This window comes from Candidatus Methanocrinis alkalitolerans (genome assembly GCF_029167205.1).
In the GTDB taxonomy this organism is placed as follows: Archaea; Halobacteriota; Methanosarcinia; order Methanotrichales; family Methanotrichaceae; genus Methanocrinis; species Methanocrinis alkalitolerans.
In genome coordinates this window covers 1-16,240 of record NZ_JARFPL010000043.1, presented here as the reverse complement: position 1 = coordinate 16,240, position 16,240 = coordinate 1, and the positions used below count along the sequence as shown (strand labels likewise).

The following is a 16,240-nucleotide window of genomic DNA, read 5'->3' as shown; positions in this document are numbered from 1 at the left end:
TACGCCCATCAGTCTCTGCACGAAGCTTTTCCGGTAGCTCCTCAGTATTTTGTATAGTTACAATATCTCCCTTCATAAGATCTATTTTGTCTGTTCTATTATATCAATTTAGTCGTAAGACTATAATGATGGCCAACGTCGCTGGAAATCAAGATCGTCTGCCATGGCGGCAGGCCTTACAGATCATATCTGGACGATTGAAGAGCTTATGAGGACTGTCGTAGTTCCTAATTGTATCAACTCAAAATAGGGAGACTACCTGAAATCTGGAGAGGGGTAATAAGAGGATAAACCCCTCTTCAAGATGGCAAGTTCTCCCAAGGTCTTATTTGGTAAGCCTTTACTCAATCCAATACCCTCAGTGTAAGTCTTTAGACAAACATGAAGCTATATACACTTTTCCTGGTCGCAGTCGAGTTACAAATTTCCAGAGGCCACCGCGGGTCGCGTACTCGCTCTACTGAAAATCGCCACTCGAACCGAATTCAAGGGACTTATTTTCCGCCAAACAGCCATTACGTCACCCGTTAGCGCTATTCAGTAATCTGGGTACGCGACCCCACCGCGAAAGCAGATTATATAACCACCTAGCCAGATCGTCTCTCTCATGGACGCTCCAGCCATCGCCGCCACCGGCCTTACTATGCGGTTCAACGGCTTCGCAGCCGTCGACGGGGTAGACCTCAGGATCGAGAAGGGTGAACTATTCGGCCTCCTCGGCCCCAACGGCGCGGGAAAGAGCACCATCATCAAGATGCTGACGACGATGCTCCGCCCCTCGGCCGGGTCGGCCGCGGTCTGGGGCTATGACATTAAAAAAGAGAGGGACGCCGTTCGTAGCTCCATCGGCGTCGTCTTCCAGGACCCGTCCGTGGACAGCCAGCTCTCGGGCCGGGAGAACCTCGACTTCCACGGCCGGATGTACGGGATGGACCGAAAGACCCGCGAGGCGAGGGTGGCCGAGGTCCTGGAGCTCGTCGACTTGACGGAGAAGGCCGACGTGCTGATGGAGGACTACTCCGGGGGGATGCAGAGGAGGCTGGAGATCGCCCGGGGTCTGATGCACCACCCCAATGTTCTCTTCCTCGACGAGCCGACCCTGGGCCTCGACGCCCAGACCAGGAGGTACATCTGGCGGTACATCGAGAGGATGAACGAGGATGAGGGCGTTACCGTCGTCCTGACAACTCATTATATGGAAGAGGCAGACCACCTCTGCAAGAGGGTCGCCATCATCGACCAGGGGAGGATCGTCGCGTTGGATACGCCAGAGAGCCTGAAAGACCTCATCGGCGCCGACATCGTCACCCTGGAGGTTGACGACTCCGTCACCGACGATCAGGTCCGGGCCGTATCGGACGTCGACGGGGTCGAGGCCGCCGACCGGACCGGCTCGATCCTGAGGCTCAGCGTCGACCGGTCCGAGGCCCGGATCCCCGAGATCATCCTCTCGGCGAGCCGGGCCGGGCTTCTGATCAGGTCGGTCAGCATGCACGAGCCGACCCTCGAGGACGTCTTTCTCAAGTTCACCGGCAAAAAGATCCGGGAGTCGGAGTCGGCCGGGGCCGGTCGGATGGCGGCGGTCCAGAGCAGGATGAGGACGAGGAGGCACTGACATGCTTCAGATCAACATCTACGCCATCTACAGCCTGTGGCTCCGGGAGATGATCCGCTTCTTCAGGCTGAAGAGCCGGGTCGTCGGTTCCCTCGCCCCGCCCTTCTTCTTCCTCGCCTTCCTGGGCTTGGGCTTCGGGTCGGCGGCGATGCCGGCGATCCCCGAAGAGGTGGGCTACGTCAGCTTCCTCGCCCCGGGGATCATCGGGATGACGCTCCTCTTCTCCTCGACCTTCGGAGGGCTCTCGATGCTCTGGGACCGGGAGTTCGGCTTTCTCCGGGAGATCATGGTTGCCCCGGTATCGAGGCTCTCCATCGTCATCGGAAGGACCGCCGGCGGGGTCACCACCGCCGTTTTGCAGGGGCTCATCATCCTCGTCCCCGGCGTCGCCATGGGCCTGGAGATCTCCGGCCTTCCGGGCTTTCTCCTCTCCCTCGTCTTCATGCTCCTCATCGCCACCACCTTCAACAGCCTCGGCCTCGCCTTCGCCTCCCGGATGAAGGACATGTCCGGCTTCTCATTGATCATGAACTTCATGGTCTTCCCGCTATTCCTCCTCTCGGGGGCGCTATTTCCCATATCGAACTTCCCCGGGTGGCTCCAGACCCTATCTCTCTTCAACCCCCTCACCTACGGCGTCGACGGCCTGCGGGGCTCCCTCATCGGCGTCAGCGCCTTCCCCCTCGCCCTCGACATGTTGATCCTGGCCGGATGCTCCGTAGCGGCCCTGAGCCTCGGAGCCTACCTCTTCGAGAAGAGCGACGTGGAGTGACTGCGGCTCCGGTGGGGTCGGTCCTGCCCCGATAAGGGGTGACGGCCGGAGGGCCGAGCTTCAGGAACGATCCGGGAAAACGATTTAACCGGGGCGGCTGAGAGTGAGGGCATGCTCCCCCTCCTCCTGTGGACGGCGGTCTTCGTCGCCGGCCTCGCGGTCCTGGTGAAGGCCTCGGACTCCTTCACCCAATCCGCCGAGAGGATCGGCATCTCCTTCGGGATCTCACCCTTCATCATCGGCGTCACCATCGTCGCCGCCGGGACCTCGACCCCGGAGCTCGTCTCGTCGGTCCTGGCGGTGATGAAGGGCTCTTCGGAGATGGTGGTGGGTAACGTCATGGGCTCCAACGTGACGAACGTCTTCCTCATCCTGGGCCTCTCCGCCATCGTGGGAAAGAAGATGGTCACAGGCTACGAGCTCGCCAACGTCGATCTCCCCCTCTTCGTAGGCTCAGCGCTCCTCGTCTCGGTGATGGTCTGGGACGGGATCTACAGCATCCCCGAAGCCCTCCTCAGCCTCGCCCTCCTCCTCGTATACCTCATCTACGCCCTGAGAGCCGAGAGGGTGGCGGAGGAGGTGAGGGCGAGGTTTTTGGAGGAGGAGGGGATCGCCCAGCCGAAGAGGAGGAAGCTCAGCCCCAAGGTCTACATGAAGCTGGTCATGAGCGCCTTCTTCCTCTACCTGGGAGCCAACTATACCGTCGTCTCGGTGGTGAAGCTCTCGGAGATGGTGGGGATAGGGACCGAGATCATAGCCGCCAGCGCCGTCGCCCTGGGGACGTCCCTTCCGGAACTCGTCGTCTCCGTCAGGGCCGCCGCCATGAACAAGCCGGAGCTGGCCATAGGGAACGTCCTGGGGTCGAACATCTTCAACTCCCTGGGGATCATGGGGATCTCGGCGCTCTTCGGCACCCTCGTCATCCCGGCGGCGATTACCGGCTTCGTCATGCCGATGATGATCGTCGCCACCCTCCTGTACTTCGTTATCATCTGGGAGAAGGAGATCACCCTCTGGGAGGGGTGGATGCTGGTGATATTTTACGTCTTCTTCCTGGGGAAGCTCTTCGCCCTCTTCTGAGGCGGCGATGGATGGACGGGATAAAATATTTAATGCTTTGAAGAAAGAGATCCTCCCATGCTCAAGAGGTTCCTTCCCCTCCTCTTATTCACCGCTCTTGCGGCGTCCCTCTGGGCTCTCAATTACGTCTACCCAAACCCCCTCCTCCACAGGGCCTTCATCACCGCCGTCGCCGTCGCCATAATCCATCTCCTCTTCAAACACCTATTCGAGGAGCTTCTCATCGGGAGGATAACCGTCTCCAAGACCAGGTACTCCTTTCGAAAGACGGTCTCGATACTTTACCTCGTGGTCCTCGTCGCCGTCGTCATGAACATCTGGATCGAGAACACCCAGAGCCTCCTCGTCTCCTACGGTATCATCGCCGCGGGCCTCGCCGTAGCCCTTCAGGATCTCTTCAAAAACTTCTTCGGAGGGGTTGTCATCTTCGTCACCGGGTTATACCGGGTCGGCGACAGGGTCGAGATCGGCTCGATGATGGGAGACGTCATCGACATCGACATACTCTATACCACCCTCATGGAGATGGGGGAGTGGATGTCGGGAGACCAGGCCACCGGCAGGCTGACGATGATACCGAACGGGTACATCCTCTCCGGTTCGGTCAACAACTACACCAAAGATCACTCCTTCCTCTGGGACGAGATCAGCGTCCCCATAACCTACGACAGCGACTGGAAAGAAGCGGTGACAAAGATCCTCGCCGTCGTCAGGAGGGAGACGGCCGGCGTCGGCCGAGACGCCGAGGAGAGCCTCTCAGCCCTGAAAGAGAAGTACTACCTCCCCAGGAAGGTGGTGGAGCCCGCCGTCTTCATCACCCTGACAGACAACTGGGTAAACTTCGACATAAGATACGTGACGATGGTGAGGGAGAGGAGGAGTACGAAGAGCAGATTGAGCCGGTTGATCCTCGAAGAGATCGAGAAGTCCGATGATATTAAGCTCGCCTCCACCACCATCGATATCGTCGGATTTCCCGAATTTCAGCTCAGGGCCGGCGAGACGGGCCCGGAGAATGGGGGTCGATAATGGCCCGGCACTTGAAGATCAGGACCAATAAGGTGGGCCTGCCCCCGGGGACCCTCGTCCACGTCGGCGAAGAGAGGACCGAACCCGTCCGGATCACCGTCATGGACTACGACCAGGACCAGCTCCGCGAGTTCTGCCCTACATCCATAGATCAGTGCTCCGATTATAGGGACCGCCCCTCAGTCACCTGGATCAAAGTCGTGGGGGTCCACAGGCCGGAGGTGGTAGAGATGATCGGCAACTGCTTCGGCATCCACCCTCTCGTCCAGGAGGACGTGGTCCACACCGAACAGAGGCCGAAGATGGAGGACTTCGACGATTACATCTTCATCATCCTGAAGATGCTGAAGAGCGTCGATGACGGTGCGGGGGATGAGCAGATCAGGTCGGAGCAGCTGAGCCTGATCGTAGGCAGGGGTTTTCTCATCTCCTTCCAGGAGACTGAGGCAGACGTCTTCGATCCCGTCAGGGATCGGATCAGAAAGTCGAAGGGGAAGATCAGGAGAAAGGGGGCGGACTACCTCGCCTACTCCCTGATAGACGCCGTCGTCGACCAATACTTCTTGATCCTGGAGGAGGTGGGTGAAGAGTTGGAGGTCCTGGAGGAGGAGCTCTTGGCCGGCCCCGCCCCCGACGCCTCCCAAAAGATCCACCGGATGAAGCGGGAGATGATATTCCTCCGAAAGTCGGTCTGGCCCCTCCGGGAGGTGATAAGCCGCCTCTCCCGGGGCGAGTCGGAGATCTTCACCGAGCCGATGGGGATCTACTTCCGGGACGTCTACGACCACACCGTCCAGGTGATCGAGGCGATCGAGACCTTCAGAGAGATCCTCTCGGGGATGCTGGAGATCCACCTATCCTCCATAAGCAACCGGATGAACGAGGTGATGAAGGTCCTGACGATCATCGCCACCATCTTCATACCCCTCACCCTCGTCGCCGGGATCTACGGTATGAACTTCGAGTACATGCCGGAGCTCCGCTGGCGATACGGATACCCCGCGGTCCTGGTCTTAATGGCGTCGGCAGGGGCTATCATGCTCATCTACTTCCGGAGGAGGAGATGGATTTGAAGGTTACTGACGGGTGATAGCGTGATACTTCGATTGATAGAGATGGTCATCCCGGAGGAGGAGAGGGAGGGGCTTGAGAGGGTGCTGACGAGGGGCGGCCAGACGCTCCTCGGAATCTGGATCGAGCCGGTCCAGGGGGTCTGGGATAGGCCGCTCAGAGGGGTCTGGAATAAGAGCTTCGATAAAAGGGAGATCCTCGTTCGGATCCTCGTCTCAGCAGAGGAGTCGGAATCGGTTATCAACATGCTGGACGCGCGGTTCAAGAAGGTGGCCGGGTACAGGATAGTCGTCCTCCCGGTGACGGCGTCTCTTCCGAGGCCCCACATAGACGAGATGGAGCAAGAGGCTAAACCTTCCACAACCAAAGGCAAGAACAAGAAGGGAAGCGAGCGGATCGGAAGGGAGGAGCTATATGCGGAGGTCGCCTCCGTCGGCGTCTCAAAGGTCTACGTCTTCATGGTCATCCTCTCTTCCATCGTCGCCGCCTTCGGCGTTCTAAAAGATAACGTAGCGGTCATCATCGGGGCGATGGTCATCGCCCCCCTCCTCCTTCCCAACGTCTCCCTCTCTCTTGCGACGATCCTTGCAGACTTCGGCCTCGCCAGGAGGGCTCTGAAGGCTAATGTGGTGGGGGTGGGAACCGCCATCGCCATCTCCTACGCTCTGGGGTCCTTCCTCCCCGTCGATCCGGGAGGCTCCGAGATCGCCTCCAGGACAGTGGTGGGGCTCGGCGACGTCGCCCTCGCCCTCGCCTCGGGGAGCGCTGGCGCTCTGGCCTTCACCACCGGGGTCTCCGCGACCCTCATCGGGGTCATGGTGGCGGTGGCCCTCCTCCCTCCTCTAGTCGCCTTCGGCCTCCTGATGGGCTCGGGCAACGAGAGCCTCGCCTGGGGAGCGATGCTCCTGTTCATTGCGAACTTCATAGCCATCAACCTCTCGGGGGTCGCGACCTTCCTCGCCCAGGGGATCAGGCCCCAGAGGTGGTCTGAGGCGAAGAGGGCGAAGAGGGCTTCCATAGCCGCGATGGCCCTATGGCTATTGATGCTCGCCCTCCTCGTCTACATAATCCTCGGATGGCGCCAGGGGATCGTGATATGACGGTTCGATCCGTCTGGTGAAAGTGAAGGGCGAAGATCATAACCGTGATGAGAGAAGATCCGGGATCGAGGTCGTCCTGAGGAGAGTTGATCTTGGCTGATCCCATTGCCCCCTTCACCGGAGGCGTTGACCGAGGTCCTGAAGAGGTCGTGAAAGTCGTCAGGCAGGTGACCCTGGCGGGCCTCGCCATAAACCTGGCCTTATCGGCCGTGAAGTTTGCGGCGGGGATCCTCGGCAACAGCCAGGCGGTGGTCGCCGACGCCGTCCACAGCCTCTCAGACACCGCCACCGACGTCGCCGTCCTGGTGGGGGTGAAGTTCTGGTCTAAGCCCCCCGACGGCTGCCACCCCCACGGCCACCAGAGGATCGAGTTTCTGGTGACGATCTTCATCGGCCTCCTCCTCGCCGCCGTCGCCCTGGGGCTCGTCTACAATGCCCTGGTGACCCTCCAAGTGCCCCACCGGAGCCCTCCTGGCCTCATCGCCTTCTTCGCCGCGCTCCTCTCCATATTCTCAAAAGAGCTCCTCTACCGCTGGACTATCTCGGTGGGAAGAGAGATCAAGTCCACGGCCCTCATCGCCAACGCCTGGCACCACCGATCCGACGGCCTCAGCTCAGTCCCCACGGCGGCGGCCGTCGCCGGGGCGGCCCTGGTCCCCGGCCTAGCCTTCCTCGACCACCTGGGGGCGATAGTAGTCTCGATGTTCATTCTCCAGGCGGCGTGGAAGATCGTCCGCCCCTCGGTGGAACAGCTCGTCGACCGCGGAGCTCCGGAGGAGATCTGCCGCGGGATCGAGCAGCTCGCAGCCACCACCCCCGGCGTCCGGGCGGTCCACGCCATCCGAACCCGCCACATCGGGTCGGGGATCGAGGTCGACCTCCACGTGCTCGTCGACCCCGAGATCTCCGTCGAAGAGGGGCACAGGATCTCAGAAGAGGTGGAGCGCAGGCTCGTAGAGTACGTCTCGGACGTTGTGGACGTCGTCGTCCACCTCGAGCCTTACAACGCCGAGGAAAGGAGGTGGAGATAGAGATGAGATCTTCTCAGACCTCATCCCCTCAGAGGAGATATGAAGTTTTCCAGACCAAAATGAGGGCGAATAATGATTATCAGATCATATAGAACGATTAAATCTACTTTTATCAGAAACTGAACGTTTTTAACGGGATGGATCGATATCTGAACCGTCAACGTTCGGCTCCGTTCGGCTCTAATTTTATCTATCGTTCAGGCCGAGGGGGGATCCGCCGGGGAGATGGCTCCAGGAGAATAGAGCAGATCTTCCTCGACGGTGAGGTGCAGAATATGAGACTAGGAAAGTATTTGACGACTTTGGCGGTGGTCTGCCTTCTGGCGACGCCCGCCATGTCAGCCCCAAATTGGGGTGAGAAGGGTGACAGGTCCGGAATGATGAACTGCGGCCCCATGGACCGAGGTATGGATCGAGGTCATATGGTCGGAGGCTTCTGGGGGGGCTTTCCCCTCGGGGAGGATCTGACCGCTGAAGAGATGGAGAATATGACCCTCGCAGAGCTCCGGGAGCTCAAAGAGCAGAAGTGGGCCGAGATGGAGAATATGACCCTCGCGGAGCTCCGGGAGCTCAAAGAGCAGAAGTGGGCCGAGATGGAGAATAAGACGATGAGAGAGCTCCGGGAGACGAGACGGGAGAGGCTCGACCGTGACCGTCCCTTCCTGGGCCTCAACGTCTGCCTCCTCTTGACCGACCTGACGGCAGAAGATCTCGAGGGGATGACCGAGGAGGAGATGGAGGCGCTCAGAGAGGAGAAGATCGCCGAGATCGATAACATGACCCTCGCCGAGATCGAATCTCTGAAGGAGGAGAAGAGGGCCGAGATGGAGAATATGACCCTCGCTGAGCTGAGAGAAGATAGAGAGGTCTGCGCGCTGATGGGAGCTGGCGTTGGACGAGGTCTTTGCGGATCGGGAGAGATCGGGGACCGAAGCATGATGGAGAGAGCAAAGGTGATGCAGGGTAGGGGAGATTCGAAGGATCGGATGAAATTGGGCTCTGAAGAAAGGAGCTTCAAGAAGTGAGCTGGAGGGGATGAGGGACTTTGCAGGGCCCACGACCCGGCTCCAGGGGACCGCTACATCCGGCCCCCGGAGCTTCCATCGGATCGTGGGCCGAAAGGCCCGCGCCTCTGAGAACTATGGTGACCCGAGATGACCAAAGAGATGAGCGTCGCTGATAATCCGGTCGGCCCTTCCCCTACTCCTTTGAAGACCGTCTCCTCGAGGAGAGGCTTCGCCACGGGACCTGAGGGATCGTCGCTTAAATCCGACCGTCCCGTGAGGGTAGAGATCGAAGGGCTGCGGCTTCTCAGCCCTGCCCAGATCAAAGACCTCCTCTTGAAGAGAAAGAACCTCGAAGAGGTCAAGATGCTCATCGAAGAGGAGGCGAACCCCACATTTATATACCGGGGCAAGATGAGCCTCGACGGCGAGACCTTCAGGCTGGTGGACGTCGAGTTTCGATCCCTGGGTCCTGAGACGGTCCTCAGGGCGAGGATCACCGAGGTTCGAGGAAGCGGCGGAGGGATCTGGTCCGATGATGTCGAAGGAGAGGTCGTCGGGCGGATAGAGACGAAAGGGGGCTTCTCAGAGGAGGTCTCTGAGGGCGTCTCAGATGCACCGGGGTCGATGGTAATATATCGGGGAGCTCTCGCCGGCAGGTACGCCCTCCGCCTGGACCCCAGCATCGATGGAGGATCTCTGTGAAGCTGATAAAGGCGTATCTCGTCGTGGGATTGGTCCTCTCCTTCGTGACGACCGCCCTCTCCACCCCCTTCGAAGGACCTCCCCCCCAGGGGAGGCCCTTCTCAGAGGTTCAAAGACCCGGATACTCCGATCAGGGGGACCGGCTCCCAGCGGGCGGACCCTTCCGAGCCGAAGGGCTCGCCCTGAAGAGGGGCGACGCCTGCTTCCTCCATATATGGCTGATCGATACTGAGCGGATCCCTCCAGCCCTAGCCAGAGGTCTATTGAAGGAGAACAGGAGCATCGACGAGATCAGGGAAGAGATATCCAGGTCCGGGGGAACGACTACCCGGGGAGGGATGATCCTGGGAGAAGACCGATACGCTCTGGTGGAGATCAACCAGACCTTCAAAGACAACTGCTCCGTCCTCGACGCCGATCTCACAGAGTTCTTCGATATATTGAAGAGCCCAGAAGGCCGGACCATCGGTCACATCAACATCAGGATCTGCCGGGATGGCGAAGTCATGACTGGGGAAGGAGACCTGACCGTGAACGAATTCGGCGAGATGGCGAGCTACAGGCTGACCTTCGTCCCCCTCCCTGAGACGGACGGGAACGGCCGGCCAGCCGCCGTTGCCGGAGGCGGACGGCATCCATGGTAATGAGCCCCAGCGAAATACATGCTGGCATATAAACCTGGACCGGCATCTCGTCTTCTTCCTGGTCGCCGTCCTCATCGGCGGCAAGTGTATGAAGACGGAGATGATGGAGATCATCTCCGGCCCCGGACCAAAAAGCCCTCTGGCCGAAGCGCACGTATCAGTCTACCTCCTCTCCCTCGCCAGAGGGCCGGGACCACGGGGCCGGTTCCCGCCCGGCCGTGGGTTACCGATGTCGAGATCATCCCTGAAAACCGCCCAGATAGCTCCCCGGCGAGTCGACCTCCAATTTTCTGCTCATACCCTCAAACCTCGCCGGGGGGGGCGGGAAGGCGGGAACGGATATATAGGTGTTCGGTTTTTCGGTTCTGTTGCATCCTTGGGTGTTCGTTAGTGGTGGTGCGAGTGTGGTGGTAGTTTTTATTATTGAAGTTGTTTGTAGCAGAAAGTAACACGAGCGGCATAGCATCTATCACATATTTTGAGTACGGTGCGCCCGATGGAATATTATGCGCTAAGTTCTGCCAAGGCGTTTTGTCGCATACTCCATGGCACCGATCTCACGCCATAATTCTCTAGTGCATTCATGACTGCCGGAGGTATCCCCCCAGCGTCGTTGATTATAGCGTAAGCTTTCGATTCTGGTGGGCGGATTTCTCGTGTATCAAGCCAAGCATAATTTAAAGAGGTGACCGCATTTCGGTTTGGCCGATTCATGGTCCGAAGAATGCGCTCTGGCTCGTTACGTGACCGGGGGATCACAAAATCAAACCAATGATCGTATCCGCTTTTCCCTGTAAACTTTACGTTTGGAGTGTATCTGATATCGTTCTCATCCATCCACGCAATTACATCTTCTTTGAATATACTTGCAACAGTCGATGTGGCTAAATAAAATAAATCGTCTACTGCTAACATCGCTTGAATGAGATTATGCTTACGTAGCGCAAACGTGCTCGATGAAGCACGCACCTCCAATGACCCTCTTTCTAGTTTAACCCCAAAGCCGTTTAATGTCATTTCCAATAATGCTGCCCGCTTGGGAGATTCCAATGTGCAACCTGCCATTTGTAAGTCGTCTATGATATAACTATCATCCGTCAGAAGATACCCCCCGCCCTCCAGTTTTCTAACATATATCTGAAGGTAATCATTGTGTCGATCTAAATAGGGTGTAGTTATTTCAACCCAGTCACTATCTATCTGACGTAGAACATTCTTGGATTTAAGCCAGTCTACATATTCATTTATTAGCCCCTGTATTTCATCGATCATTCTAACCCTCTGAGAATCTTAGGCGGCAGTATTATATTACAATATTTGATGAAGTCTTGGAGTGTTGTCCAATAATCCGCTGGATTGGCAAAGTCCGTGGGAAAGGGATATGCCCACTTGGTTCCAAATCCTTCCTTATATATATGAATATGGGGGCAAGGGATTTCTGCGTCATCAGGATTGCGATGTGGCGGCCCGTTCAATTCGGCTCTAAGAAGTATTACAGTATTTCTGCCAATATTTTGATAAGATCCCCTATTCAGATCTATTCTTCCTCGTCGTATAGTTAGAACAAAGTCTTCTCTCCAGTCCTCAGAAACTAAGGGCACGTTAAGGGCACCACCGCTACCAGGAAAATATCTTATTTCGTCGGTAATCCGAATTTTTGGCATAGCGATTAACTCGTTGGCGTCTGCTTGAGACAGTTCCACATCCGACATAAGATTCCGTTTATGCGGTAATACGTTAAATTATTTATCATGGCTCTTCGGTTTGGTCAATTTACAAGGGGTCCAATAGCAATACTTTAACTCGTTTTCCTATCCAATCTTTCGGCACATAAACCCTTCCAGAGTTACCGCTAGATTTCACTTCCTTCTCTATAACTTGGTACGCATCGAGCTCGACCCGCATGACAGGACTCATATCAATTTCTCTAATGTATCTATAGTATAAATACTTTGTCCACATATTTAGCTATAATTTAGCTTATTTTTTGTTGCACAAAGGTTAAATACTATGTAGCTACAATATAGCTATTATGCCTTGGGACGAATCCACTAATCCAGAATACGGCAAACGCCTTCTTCGGGGCCATCAGATGATCGAGAGAGGTATCGAGCCTAAGCAGTTGTCACAAAACAAGTTCGAAATCCCGTCCCAAAGCAAAGATTTAAATTATATAGTAACATCGTATGCCAACTCTTGGAACTGCACTTGCCCCGATTACCAATTCAGGCACGTTACCTGTAAGCATATTCATGCGGTCGTCCTGTGGCAAAGGCTCACCAAGAAGATCGAAGAAGACCATAGGGAGAGATCGGTATTTCCCACGCCACTAGATAACGGTATTGCCTGCAAGTTCTGTGGATCATCTCAGGTTATCAAGTACGGTAAGGCCAATAATAAGCAGGTCTTCAAGTGCAAAGCGTGCGCAAGGAAGTTCGTTCCAAATCAGGGATTCGAGGGAATGAAGTATGATCCGCGCGTTGTCACGACCACCCTAGACCTGTACTTCAAGGGCGTGTCCCTGCGCAAGATCGCAGACCATCTAAAGCAGTGTTACAGCTTGAACATCGACCACAGCACCGTTTACCGTTGGATATCCAAGTACACTGAGATCATCGAAGCCTACGTTGCGACATTGGAGCCTGAATTGGGCGACATCTGGCATACCGACGAGATGAAGATCAAGATAGGCGGTGAATGGCATTGGCTCTGGAACGTCATGGACGAGCGCACCAGGTTCCACCTCGTCAGCGTCGTTACCAAGACTCGCGAGATACAGGACGCGAAGAGAGCTTTCAGGCAGTCCAAGAAGGTAGGCAACAAGAAGCCCAGGATCATGGTAACCGACGGGCTGGCGTCTTACAAGAAGGCGTTCAACGCCGAGTTCTACGATCACCACCAGTCATGCAAGCACGTCGCAGACGTGGCTTTGCGCGAGAGCCTCAACAACGTCCTGGAAAGGTTGAACGGCAGCTTCAGGGAACGCGAGAAGGTGATGAGAGGCATCAAGATAGACGACACGCCCATTATCCCCATGAACCAGATCTACTACAACTTCATCAGGCCACACATGGGGCTTAACGGGATCACACCAGCTGAGATGGCGGGCGTCGGGATTGATGGGGATAACAAGTGGATAGAATTGCTGAGGTTAAGTATCGGCAGATCCAATGATTAATCCAAAAACTTCTCCTACGATCAACCCATCATCATCAAGTAAATCCGCAAACCAGCACGTTGCGTTTGATCTGTCTACAACTCGATGAGAATCATCAATGAAGGTTTTTTCACCTATCGACTGACCCAAGAAACTCCTCCAAAATTTTATATCTATTAGGATAAAACTCTCTCAAGAGCGCTCGCGATTCCGCATAGCAATAAAACATTACAGAGTCTGCAAAATCCTCGCCAATAGATTGTCTGCTGTCCGCATAAGAGGATACAAGATATGATGATGAATCGCGTGACGTTTGCTTGATCTGGCTATCGGCGCACATCGCCTTTGACCACGTTGGGGTGTAAGAAAGATAATTTGAGGACAACCCCCGACCTTCCATGATGTTTCTATCGATGATATGCCCAGCTTCATGAGCAATAGTACGATGGAGAGCAAGTATTTCTTTCAATTTGGCCCTGTCGTGTTCAAATGCATAGATCGTGATCTCCGATCTCCACCAATGAGCAGACGCGAATATAGGATCGTTCGACTCCCCTCTGGAAAATGAGAATGGCGCTAATACGATAATAGAGATAAATTTTCTTATATTTTTAGGTATTTTATTGAGTTCCTCGATTATATCTTCTGCTTTGAGATGTTGGGTCCCTATTGGATCATATTCCTCTAATATATGTATTCTTGAAGTAGTTATGACTTCCCTCCATTTGATTTTTTGATCTTTTTGCATTTCAACAACAACATCCGATCCATAATCATGGATTTCAGTACAAACAATTTCTTCATCCATGAACGGTGCTTAATACTCCCGAGATATAAACTCTTTTAGAGTTGAGTGGAATAAATTTCCTTTCTCTGTTGTATCCCGTTCAGTAACACGCCTTCATGGAACCGCCTCTCGCCACCACCACGAATGCAACACCACGCCTGCACCACCCTAAAACGCAACAGAACCGAATTGGAAAACCCTTTTATAGAAGATCAAATAGTCAGATCCTGAGAAGGAGGCAGTTTATGGCATCATTAGGTGGACAGCCGATATTGATTCTCAAACAGGGATCTCGCAGAGAGCGGGGAAAAGAGGCGATGGCGAACAACATCATGGCGGCGAGGGCCGTCGCCAAGGCGGTACGATCCACCCTGGGGCCCAGGGGGATGGACAAGCTCCTCGTCGACACCATCGGTGACGTGACGATAACCAACGACGGGGTCACCATCCTCCGGGAGATGGAAGTGGAACACCCCGCCGCCAAGATGCTGGTGGAGGCGGCAAAGGCCCAGAACGACATCGTCGGCGACGGGACGACGACCGTGGCGATACTGACGGGAGAGCTCCTCAAGAGGGCGGAGGAGCTGATGGATCAGGGGGTCCACCCCACGATGATCGTTCAGGGGTACAACGAGGCCGCCGATAAGGCGATCGAGGTTTTGGAGGGGATGGCAAAAGAGGTCACCGGGAAGGATAGGGATCTATTGGAGAAGATAGCCCTCACAGCCATGACCGGAAAGCTCGCCGGGACCCCCGACATCAATATCTCAAAGCACGCCGTGGACATGGTGTTGGCGGTGACCGAGGAGACCGACGACGGCAAGAAGGTCGTATCCCTCAAGAACGTCATCGTCGAGAAGAAGGCCGGAGAGAGCATGGACGACTCCGAGCTATTCCAGGGGATCATCATCGACAAAGAGCGGGTCCACTCCAACATGCCAAAGAAGGTCGAGAACGCCAAGATCGCCCTCCTGGGAACCCCCATCGAGGCTAGGGACACCGAGACGAAGGCCGAGATCTCCATCACCTCCTCCGACCAGTTCAAGATCTTCGCAGAGCAGGAGAAGGAGGCGATAAAGAAGGTGGTGGGCAAGGTGATCGCCACCGGCGCCAACGTCGTCTTCTGCCAGAAGGGGATCGACGACCTCGCCCAGAGCCTCCTCGCGAAGGCGGGGATCGTTGCCTTCCGCAGGATCCGGAAGACGGACCTGAAGAAGCTGGCCAGAGCCTCCGGCGGAAATATCGTGACCAACCTCGACGAGATGACGCCTAAAGACCTGGGAAGAGCAGACCTGGTAGAGGAGAAGAAGGTGGGAGGAGCTCATATGACCTTCGTTACGGGCCTCGCCCAGGAGGGGACGGTCTCTCTCCTCCTCCGAGGAGGAACCCAGCAGGTCGTCGACAGCCTGGAGAGGGCCCTCGACGACGCCCTCCACGCCGTCGCCGCCGCCGTCGAGGACGGGACCCTCGTCGCGGGCGGAGGTGCCCCGGAGGTGGAGCTCTACCTGAAGCTGAGGGAGCACTCCGCGAACTTCAAGGGGAGAGAGCAGCTCGCCGTAGCGAAGTTCGCCGAGGCGATGGCGGAGATACCCAAGGCCCTCGCCGAGAACGCCGGCTTTGACGCAATAACCAAGCTGACGGAGATGAAGAGCAGCCACGAGGCGGGGATGATTACCGGCGGCCTCAACGCCCTCGACGGCAAGGTCGTGGACATGTGGGCGATGGGGGTCGTGGAGCCGCTCCGGGTGAAGACCCAGGCGATCAAGTCCGCCACCGAAGCCGCCAACCTGATCCTCAGGATCGACGACGTCATCGCATCCAAGAGGACGGAACAGCCCCCAGCCGGTGCCGGGGCGGGGATGGGAGGAATGCCCGGCGGAATGTGCGGGATGCCCGCGGGGATGGGTGGCATGGGGATGCCACCAGGGATGATGTAAACCCAGCTGATGAACCCTCCCGTCTGGGGGGTAGACATTGAACGAAAAGAAGATGGACGGCTCTGGCCCCCGGAGGCGGATCCGGTTCGATCCGGTCCGTCTCCGGGAGAGAGCGATCTGAAAAGATGTGGCGGGACCCTATCCAAAGACGGCGCCTCCTCCCGACCCGCCTCGGTTTTTTGGTAGTGTACTCGTTTCATTGAATTGGCACCCTGAATGTCATCAGTTCTTTGATGGTCCAGACGTGATCAACGAGTCCTTCAGCCATCGCGGGAGTTCTCTGCATCCATCTCTTTCTACCTTGATTG

General features: G+C 56.3%; 17 protein-coding genes. 13 read left to right on the top strand and 4 right to left on the bottom strand.

Annotated features, from left to right (window positions below; all coding sequences use genetic code 11):
- Nucleotides 1-607 precede the first annotated feature (607 nt).
- From P0O24_RS10880 to P0O24_RS10830, 11 genes are all read left to right on the top strand, one after another.
- Entirely contained in the window at nucleotides 608-1,615 is a 1,008-nt protein-coding gene (locus P0O24_RS10880) for an ATP-binding cassette domain-containing protein (RefSeq protein ID WP_316969780.1), read from the top strand.
- A 1-nt stretch (nucleotide 1,616) separates the two neighbouring features.
- Nucleotides 1,617-2,387 carry an ABC transporter permease gene (locus P0O24_RS10875; protein WP_316969779.1) on the top strand — a complete coding sequence of 257 codons (771 nt, stop codon included), beginning with the start codon at nucleotides 1,617-1,619 and terminating at the stop codon, nucleotides 2,385-2,387.
- A gap of 111 nt (nucleotides 2,388-2,498) precedes the next feature.
- Nucleotides 2,499-3,467, top strand: coding sequence for a calcium/sodium antiporter (locus P0O24_RS10870; protein ID WP_316969778.1), 969 nt, complete (start codon nucleotides 2,499-2,501; stop codon nucleotides 3,465-3,467).
- A 57-nt stretch (nucleotides 3,468-3,524) separates the two neighbouring features.
- Entirely contained in the window at nucleotides 3,525-4,496 is a 972-nt protein-coding gene (locus P0O24_RS10865) for a mechanosensitive ion channel family protein (protein ID WP_316969777.1), read from the top strand.
- Nucleotides 4,496-5,569 (top strand): magnesium/cobalt transporter CorA, encoded by a 1,074-nt coding sequence (gene corA / locus P0O24_RS10860; protein WP_316969776.1) that lies wholly within the window; start codon nucleotides 4,496-4,498, stop codon nucleotides 5,567-5,569. Before P0O24_RS10865 ends, corA begins: the two co-directional genes overlap by 1 nt.
- A 21-nt stretch (nucleotides 5,570-5,590) precedes the next feature.
- A complete protein-coding gene (locus P0O24_RS10855) occupies nucleotides 5,591-6,667 on the top strand; it encodes a TIGR00341 family protein (RefSeq protein WP_316969775.1) in 1,077 nt (358 codons plus the stop codon).
- A 92-nt stretch (nucleotides 6,668-6,759) separates the two neighbouring features.
- The gene (locus P0O24_RS10850; protein ID WP_316969774.1) at nucleotides 6,760-7,698 is read left to right on the top strand and encodes a cation diffusion facilitator family transporter; all 939 of its coding nucleotides are present in this window, start codon (nucleotides 6,760-6,762) and stop codon (nucleotides 7,696-7,698) included.
- Nucleotides 7,699-7,973: 275 nt separating this feature from the next.
- Nucleotides 7,974-8,723, top strand: a complete 750-nt coding sequence (locus tag P0O24_RS10845; protein WP_316969773.1) for a hypothetical protein — start codon at nucleotides 7,974-7,976, stop codon at nucleotides 8,721-8,723.
- A gap of 10 nt (nucleotides 8,724-8,733) precedes the next feature.
- Nucleotides 8,734-8,856, top strand: a complete 123-nt coding sequence (locus P0O24_RS10840; protein ID WP_316969772.1) for a hypothetical protein — start codon at nucleotides 8,734-8,736, stop codon at nucleotides 8,854-8,856.
- Nucleotides 8,853-9,407 (top strand): hypothetical protein, encoded by a 555-nt coding sequence (locus P0O24_RS10835; protein ID WP_316969771.1) that lies wholly within the window; start codon nucleotides 8,853-8,855, stop codon nucleotides 9,405-9,407. Before P0O24_RS10840 ends, P0O24_RS10835 begins: the two co-directional genes overlap by 4 nt.
- Nucleotides 9,404-10,051, top strand: a complete 648-nt coding sequence (locus P0O24_RS10830) for a hypothetical protein (RefSeq protein ID WP_316969770.1) — start codon at nucleotides 9,404-9,406, stop codon at nucleotides 10,049-10,051. The genes P0O24_RS10835 and P0O24_RS10830 overlap by 4 nt, the downstream gene beginning before the upstream one ends.
- Before the next feature lie 504 nt (nucleotides 10,052-10,555).
- Here P0O24_RS10830 and P0O24_RS10825 read toward each other — a convergent pair.
- The 3 genes from P0O24_RS10825 to P0O24_RS10815 form a co-directional block, all read right to left on the bottom strand.
- On the bottom strand, nucleotides 10,556-11,323 hold the full coding sequence (locus P0O24_RS10825) for a DUF1829 domain-containing protein (protein ID WP_316969769.1): 768 nt from the start codon (nucleotides 11,321-11,323) through the stop codon (nucleotides 10,556-10,558).
- Entirely contained in the window at nucleotides 11,320-11,763 is a 444-nt protein-coding gene (locus tag P0O24_RS10820; RefSeq protein ID WP_316969768.1) for a DUF6978 family protein, read from the bottom strand. The genes P0O24_RS10825 and P0O24_RS10820 overlap by 4 nt, the downstream gene beginning before the upstream one ends.
- 61 nt (nucleotides 11,764-11,824) lie before the next feature.
- Nucleotides 11,825-11,956: a DUF2080 family transposase-associated protein gene (locus tag P0O24_RS10815; protein ID WP_316969781.1), complete on the bottom strand. Its 132-nt coding sequence runs from the start codon at nucleotides 11,954-11,956 to the stop codon at nucleotides 11,825-11,827.
- A 127-nt stretch (nucleotides 11,957-12,083) separates the two neighbouring features.
- On the opposite strand from P0O24_RS10815, the gene P0O24_RS10810 reads away from it, so the two are divergent.
- A complete protein-coding gene (locus P0O24_RS10810; protein WP_316969767.1) occupies nucleotides 12,084-13,229 on the top strand; it encodes an IS6 family transposase in 1,146 nt (381 codons plus the stop codon).
- A gap of 109 nt (nucleotides 13,230-13,338) precedes the next feature.
- Here P0O24_RS10810 and P0O24_RS10805 read toward each other — a convergent pair whose 3' ends face one another.
- On the bottom strand, nucleotides 13,339-14,016 hold the full coding sequence (locus P0O24_RS10805) for a hypothetical protein (protein WP_316969766.1): 678 nt from the start codon (nucleotides 14,014-14,016) through the stop codon (nucleotides 13,339-13,341).
- Nucleotides 14,017-14,240: 224 nt separating this feature from the next.
- Between P0O24_RS10805 and thsA the strand changes: the two genes are divergently transcribed.
- Nucleotides 14,241-15,932: a thermosome subunit alpha gene (gene thsA / locus P0O24_RS10800; RefSeq protein ID WP_316969765.1), complete on the top strand. Its 1,692-nt coding sequence runs from the start codon at nucleotides 14,241-14,243 to the stop codon at nucleotides 15,930-15,932.
- Nucleotides 15,933-16,240: the final 308 nt, after the last annotated feature.

Bases quoted from the DNA above. Each gene is read 5' to 3' on its own strand.
- P0O24_RS10880 (WP_316969780.1), top strand. From the start codon at position 608: ATGGACGCTCCAGCCATCGCCGCCACCGGCCTTACTATGCGGTTCAAC.
- P0O24_RS10875 (WP_316969779.1), top strand. From the start codon at position 1,617: ATGCTTCAGATCAACATCTACGCCATCTACAGCCTGTGGCTCCGGGAG.
- P0O24_RS10870 (WP_316969778.1), top strand. From the start codon at position 2,499: ATGCTCCCCCTCCTCCTGTGGACGGCGGTCTTCGTCGCCGGCCTCGCG.
- P0O24_RS10865 (WP_316969777.1), top strand. From the start codon at position 3,525: ATGCTCAAGAGGTTCCTTCCCCTCCTCTTATTCACCGCTCTTGCGGCG.
- corA (WP_316969776.1), top strand. From the start codon at position 4,496: ATGGCCCGGCACTTGAAGATCAGGACCAATAAGGTGGGCCTGCCCCCG.
- P0O24_RS10845 (WP_316969773.1), top strand. From the start codon at position 7,974: ATGAGACTAGGAAAGTATTTGACGACTTTGGCGGTGGTCTGCCTTCTG.
- P0O24_RS10840 (WP_316969772.1), top strand. From the start codon at position 8,734: ATGAGGGACTTTGCAGGGCCCACGACCCGGCTCCAGGGGACCGCTACA.
- P0O24_RS10835 (WP_316969771.1), top strand. From the start codon at position 8,853: ATGACCAAAGAGATGAGCGTCGCTGATAATCCGGTCGGCCCTTCCCCT.
- P0O24_RS10825 (WP_316969769.1), bottom strand. From the start codon at position 11,323: ATGATCGATGAAATACAGGGGCTAATAAATGAATATGTAGACTGGCTT.
- P0O24_RS10820 (WP_316969768.1), bottom strand. From the start codon at position 11,763: ATGTCGGATGTGGAACTGTCTCAAGCAGACGCCAACGAGTTAATCGCT.
- P0O24_RS10815 (WP_316969781.1), bottom strand. From the start codon at position 11,956: ATGCGGGTCGAGCTCGATGCGTACCAAGTTATAGAGAAGGAAGTGAAA.
- P0O24_RS10810 (WP_316969767.1), top strand. From the start codon at position 12,084: ATGCCTTGGGACGAATCCACTAATCCAGAATACGGCAAACGCCTTCTT.
- P0O24_RS10805 (WP_316969766.1), bottom strand. From the start codon at position 14,016: ATGGATGAAGAAATTGTTTGTACTGAAATCCATGATTATGGATCGGAT.
- thsA (WP_316969765.1), top strand. From the start codon at position 14,241: ATGGCATCATTAGGTGGACAGCCGATATTGATTCTCAAACAGGGATCT.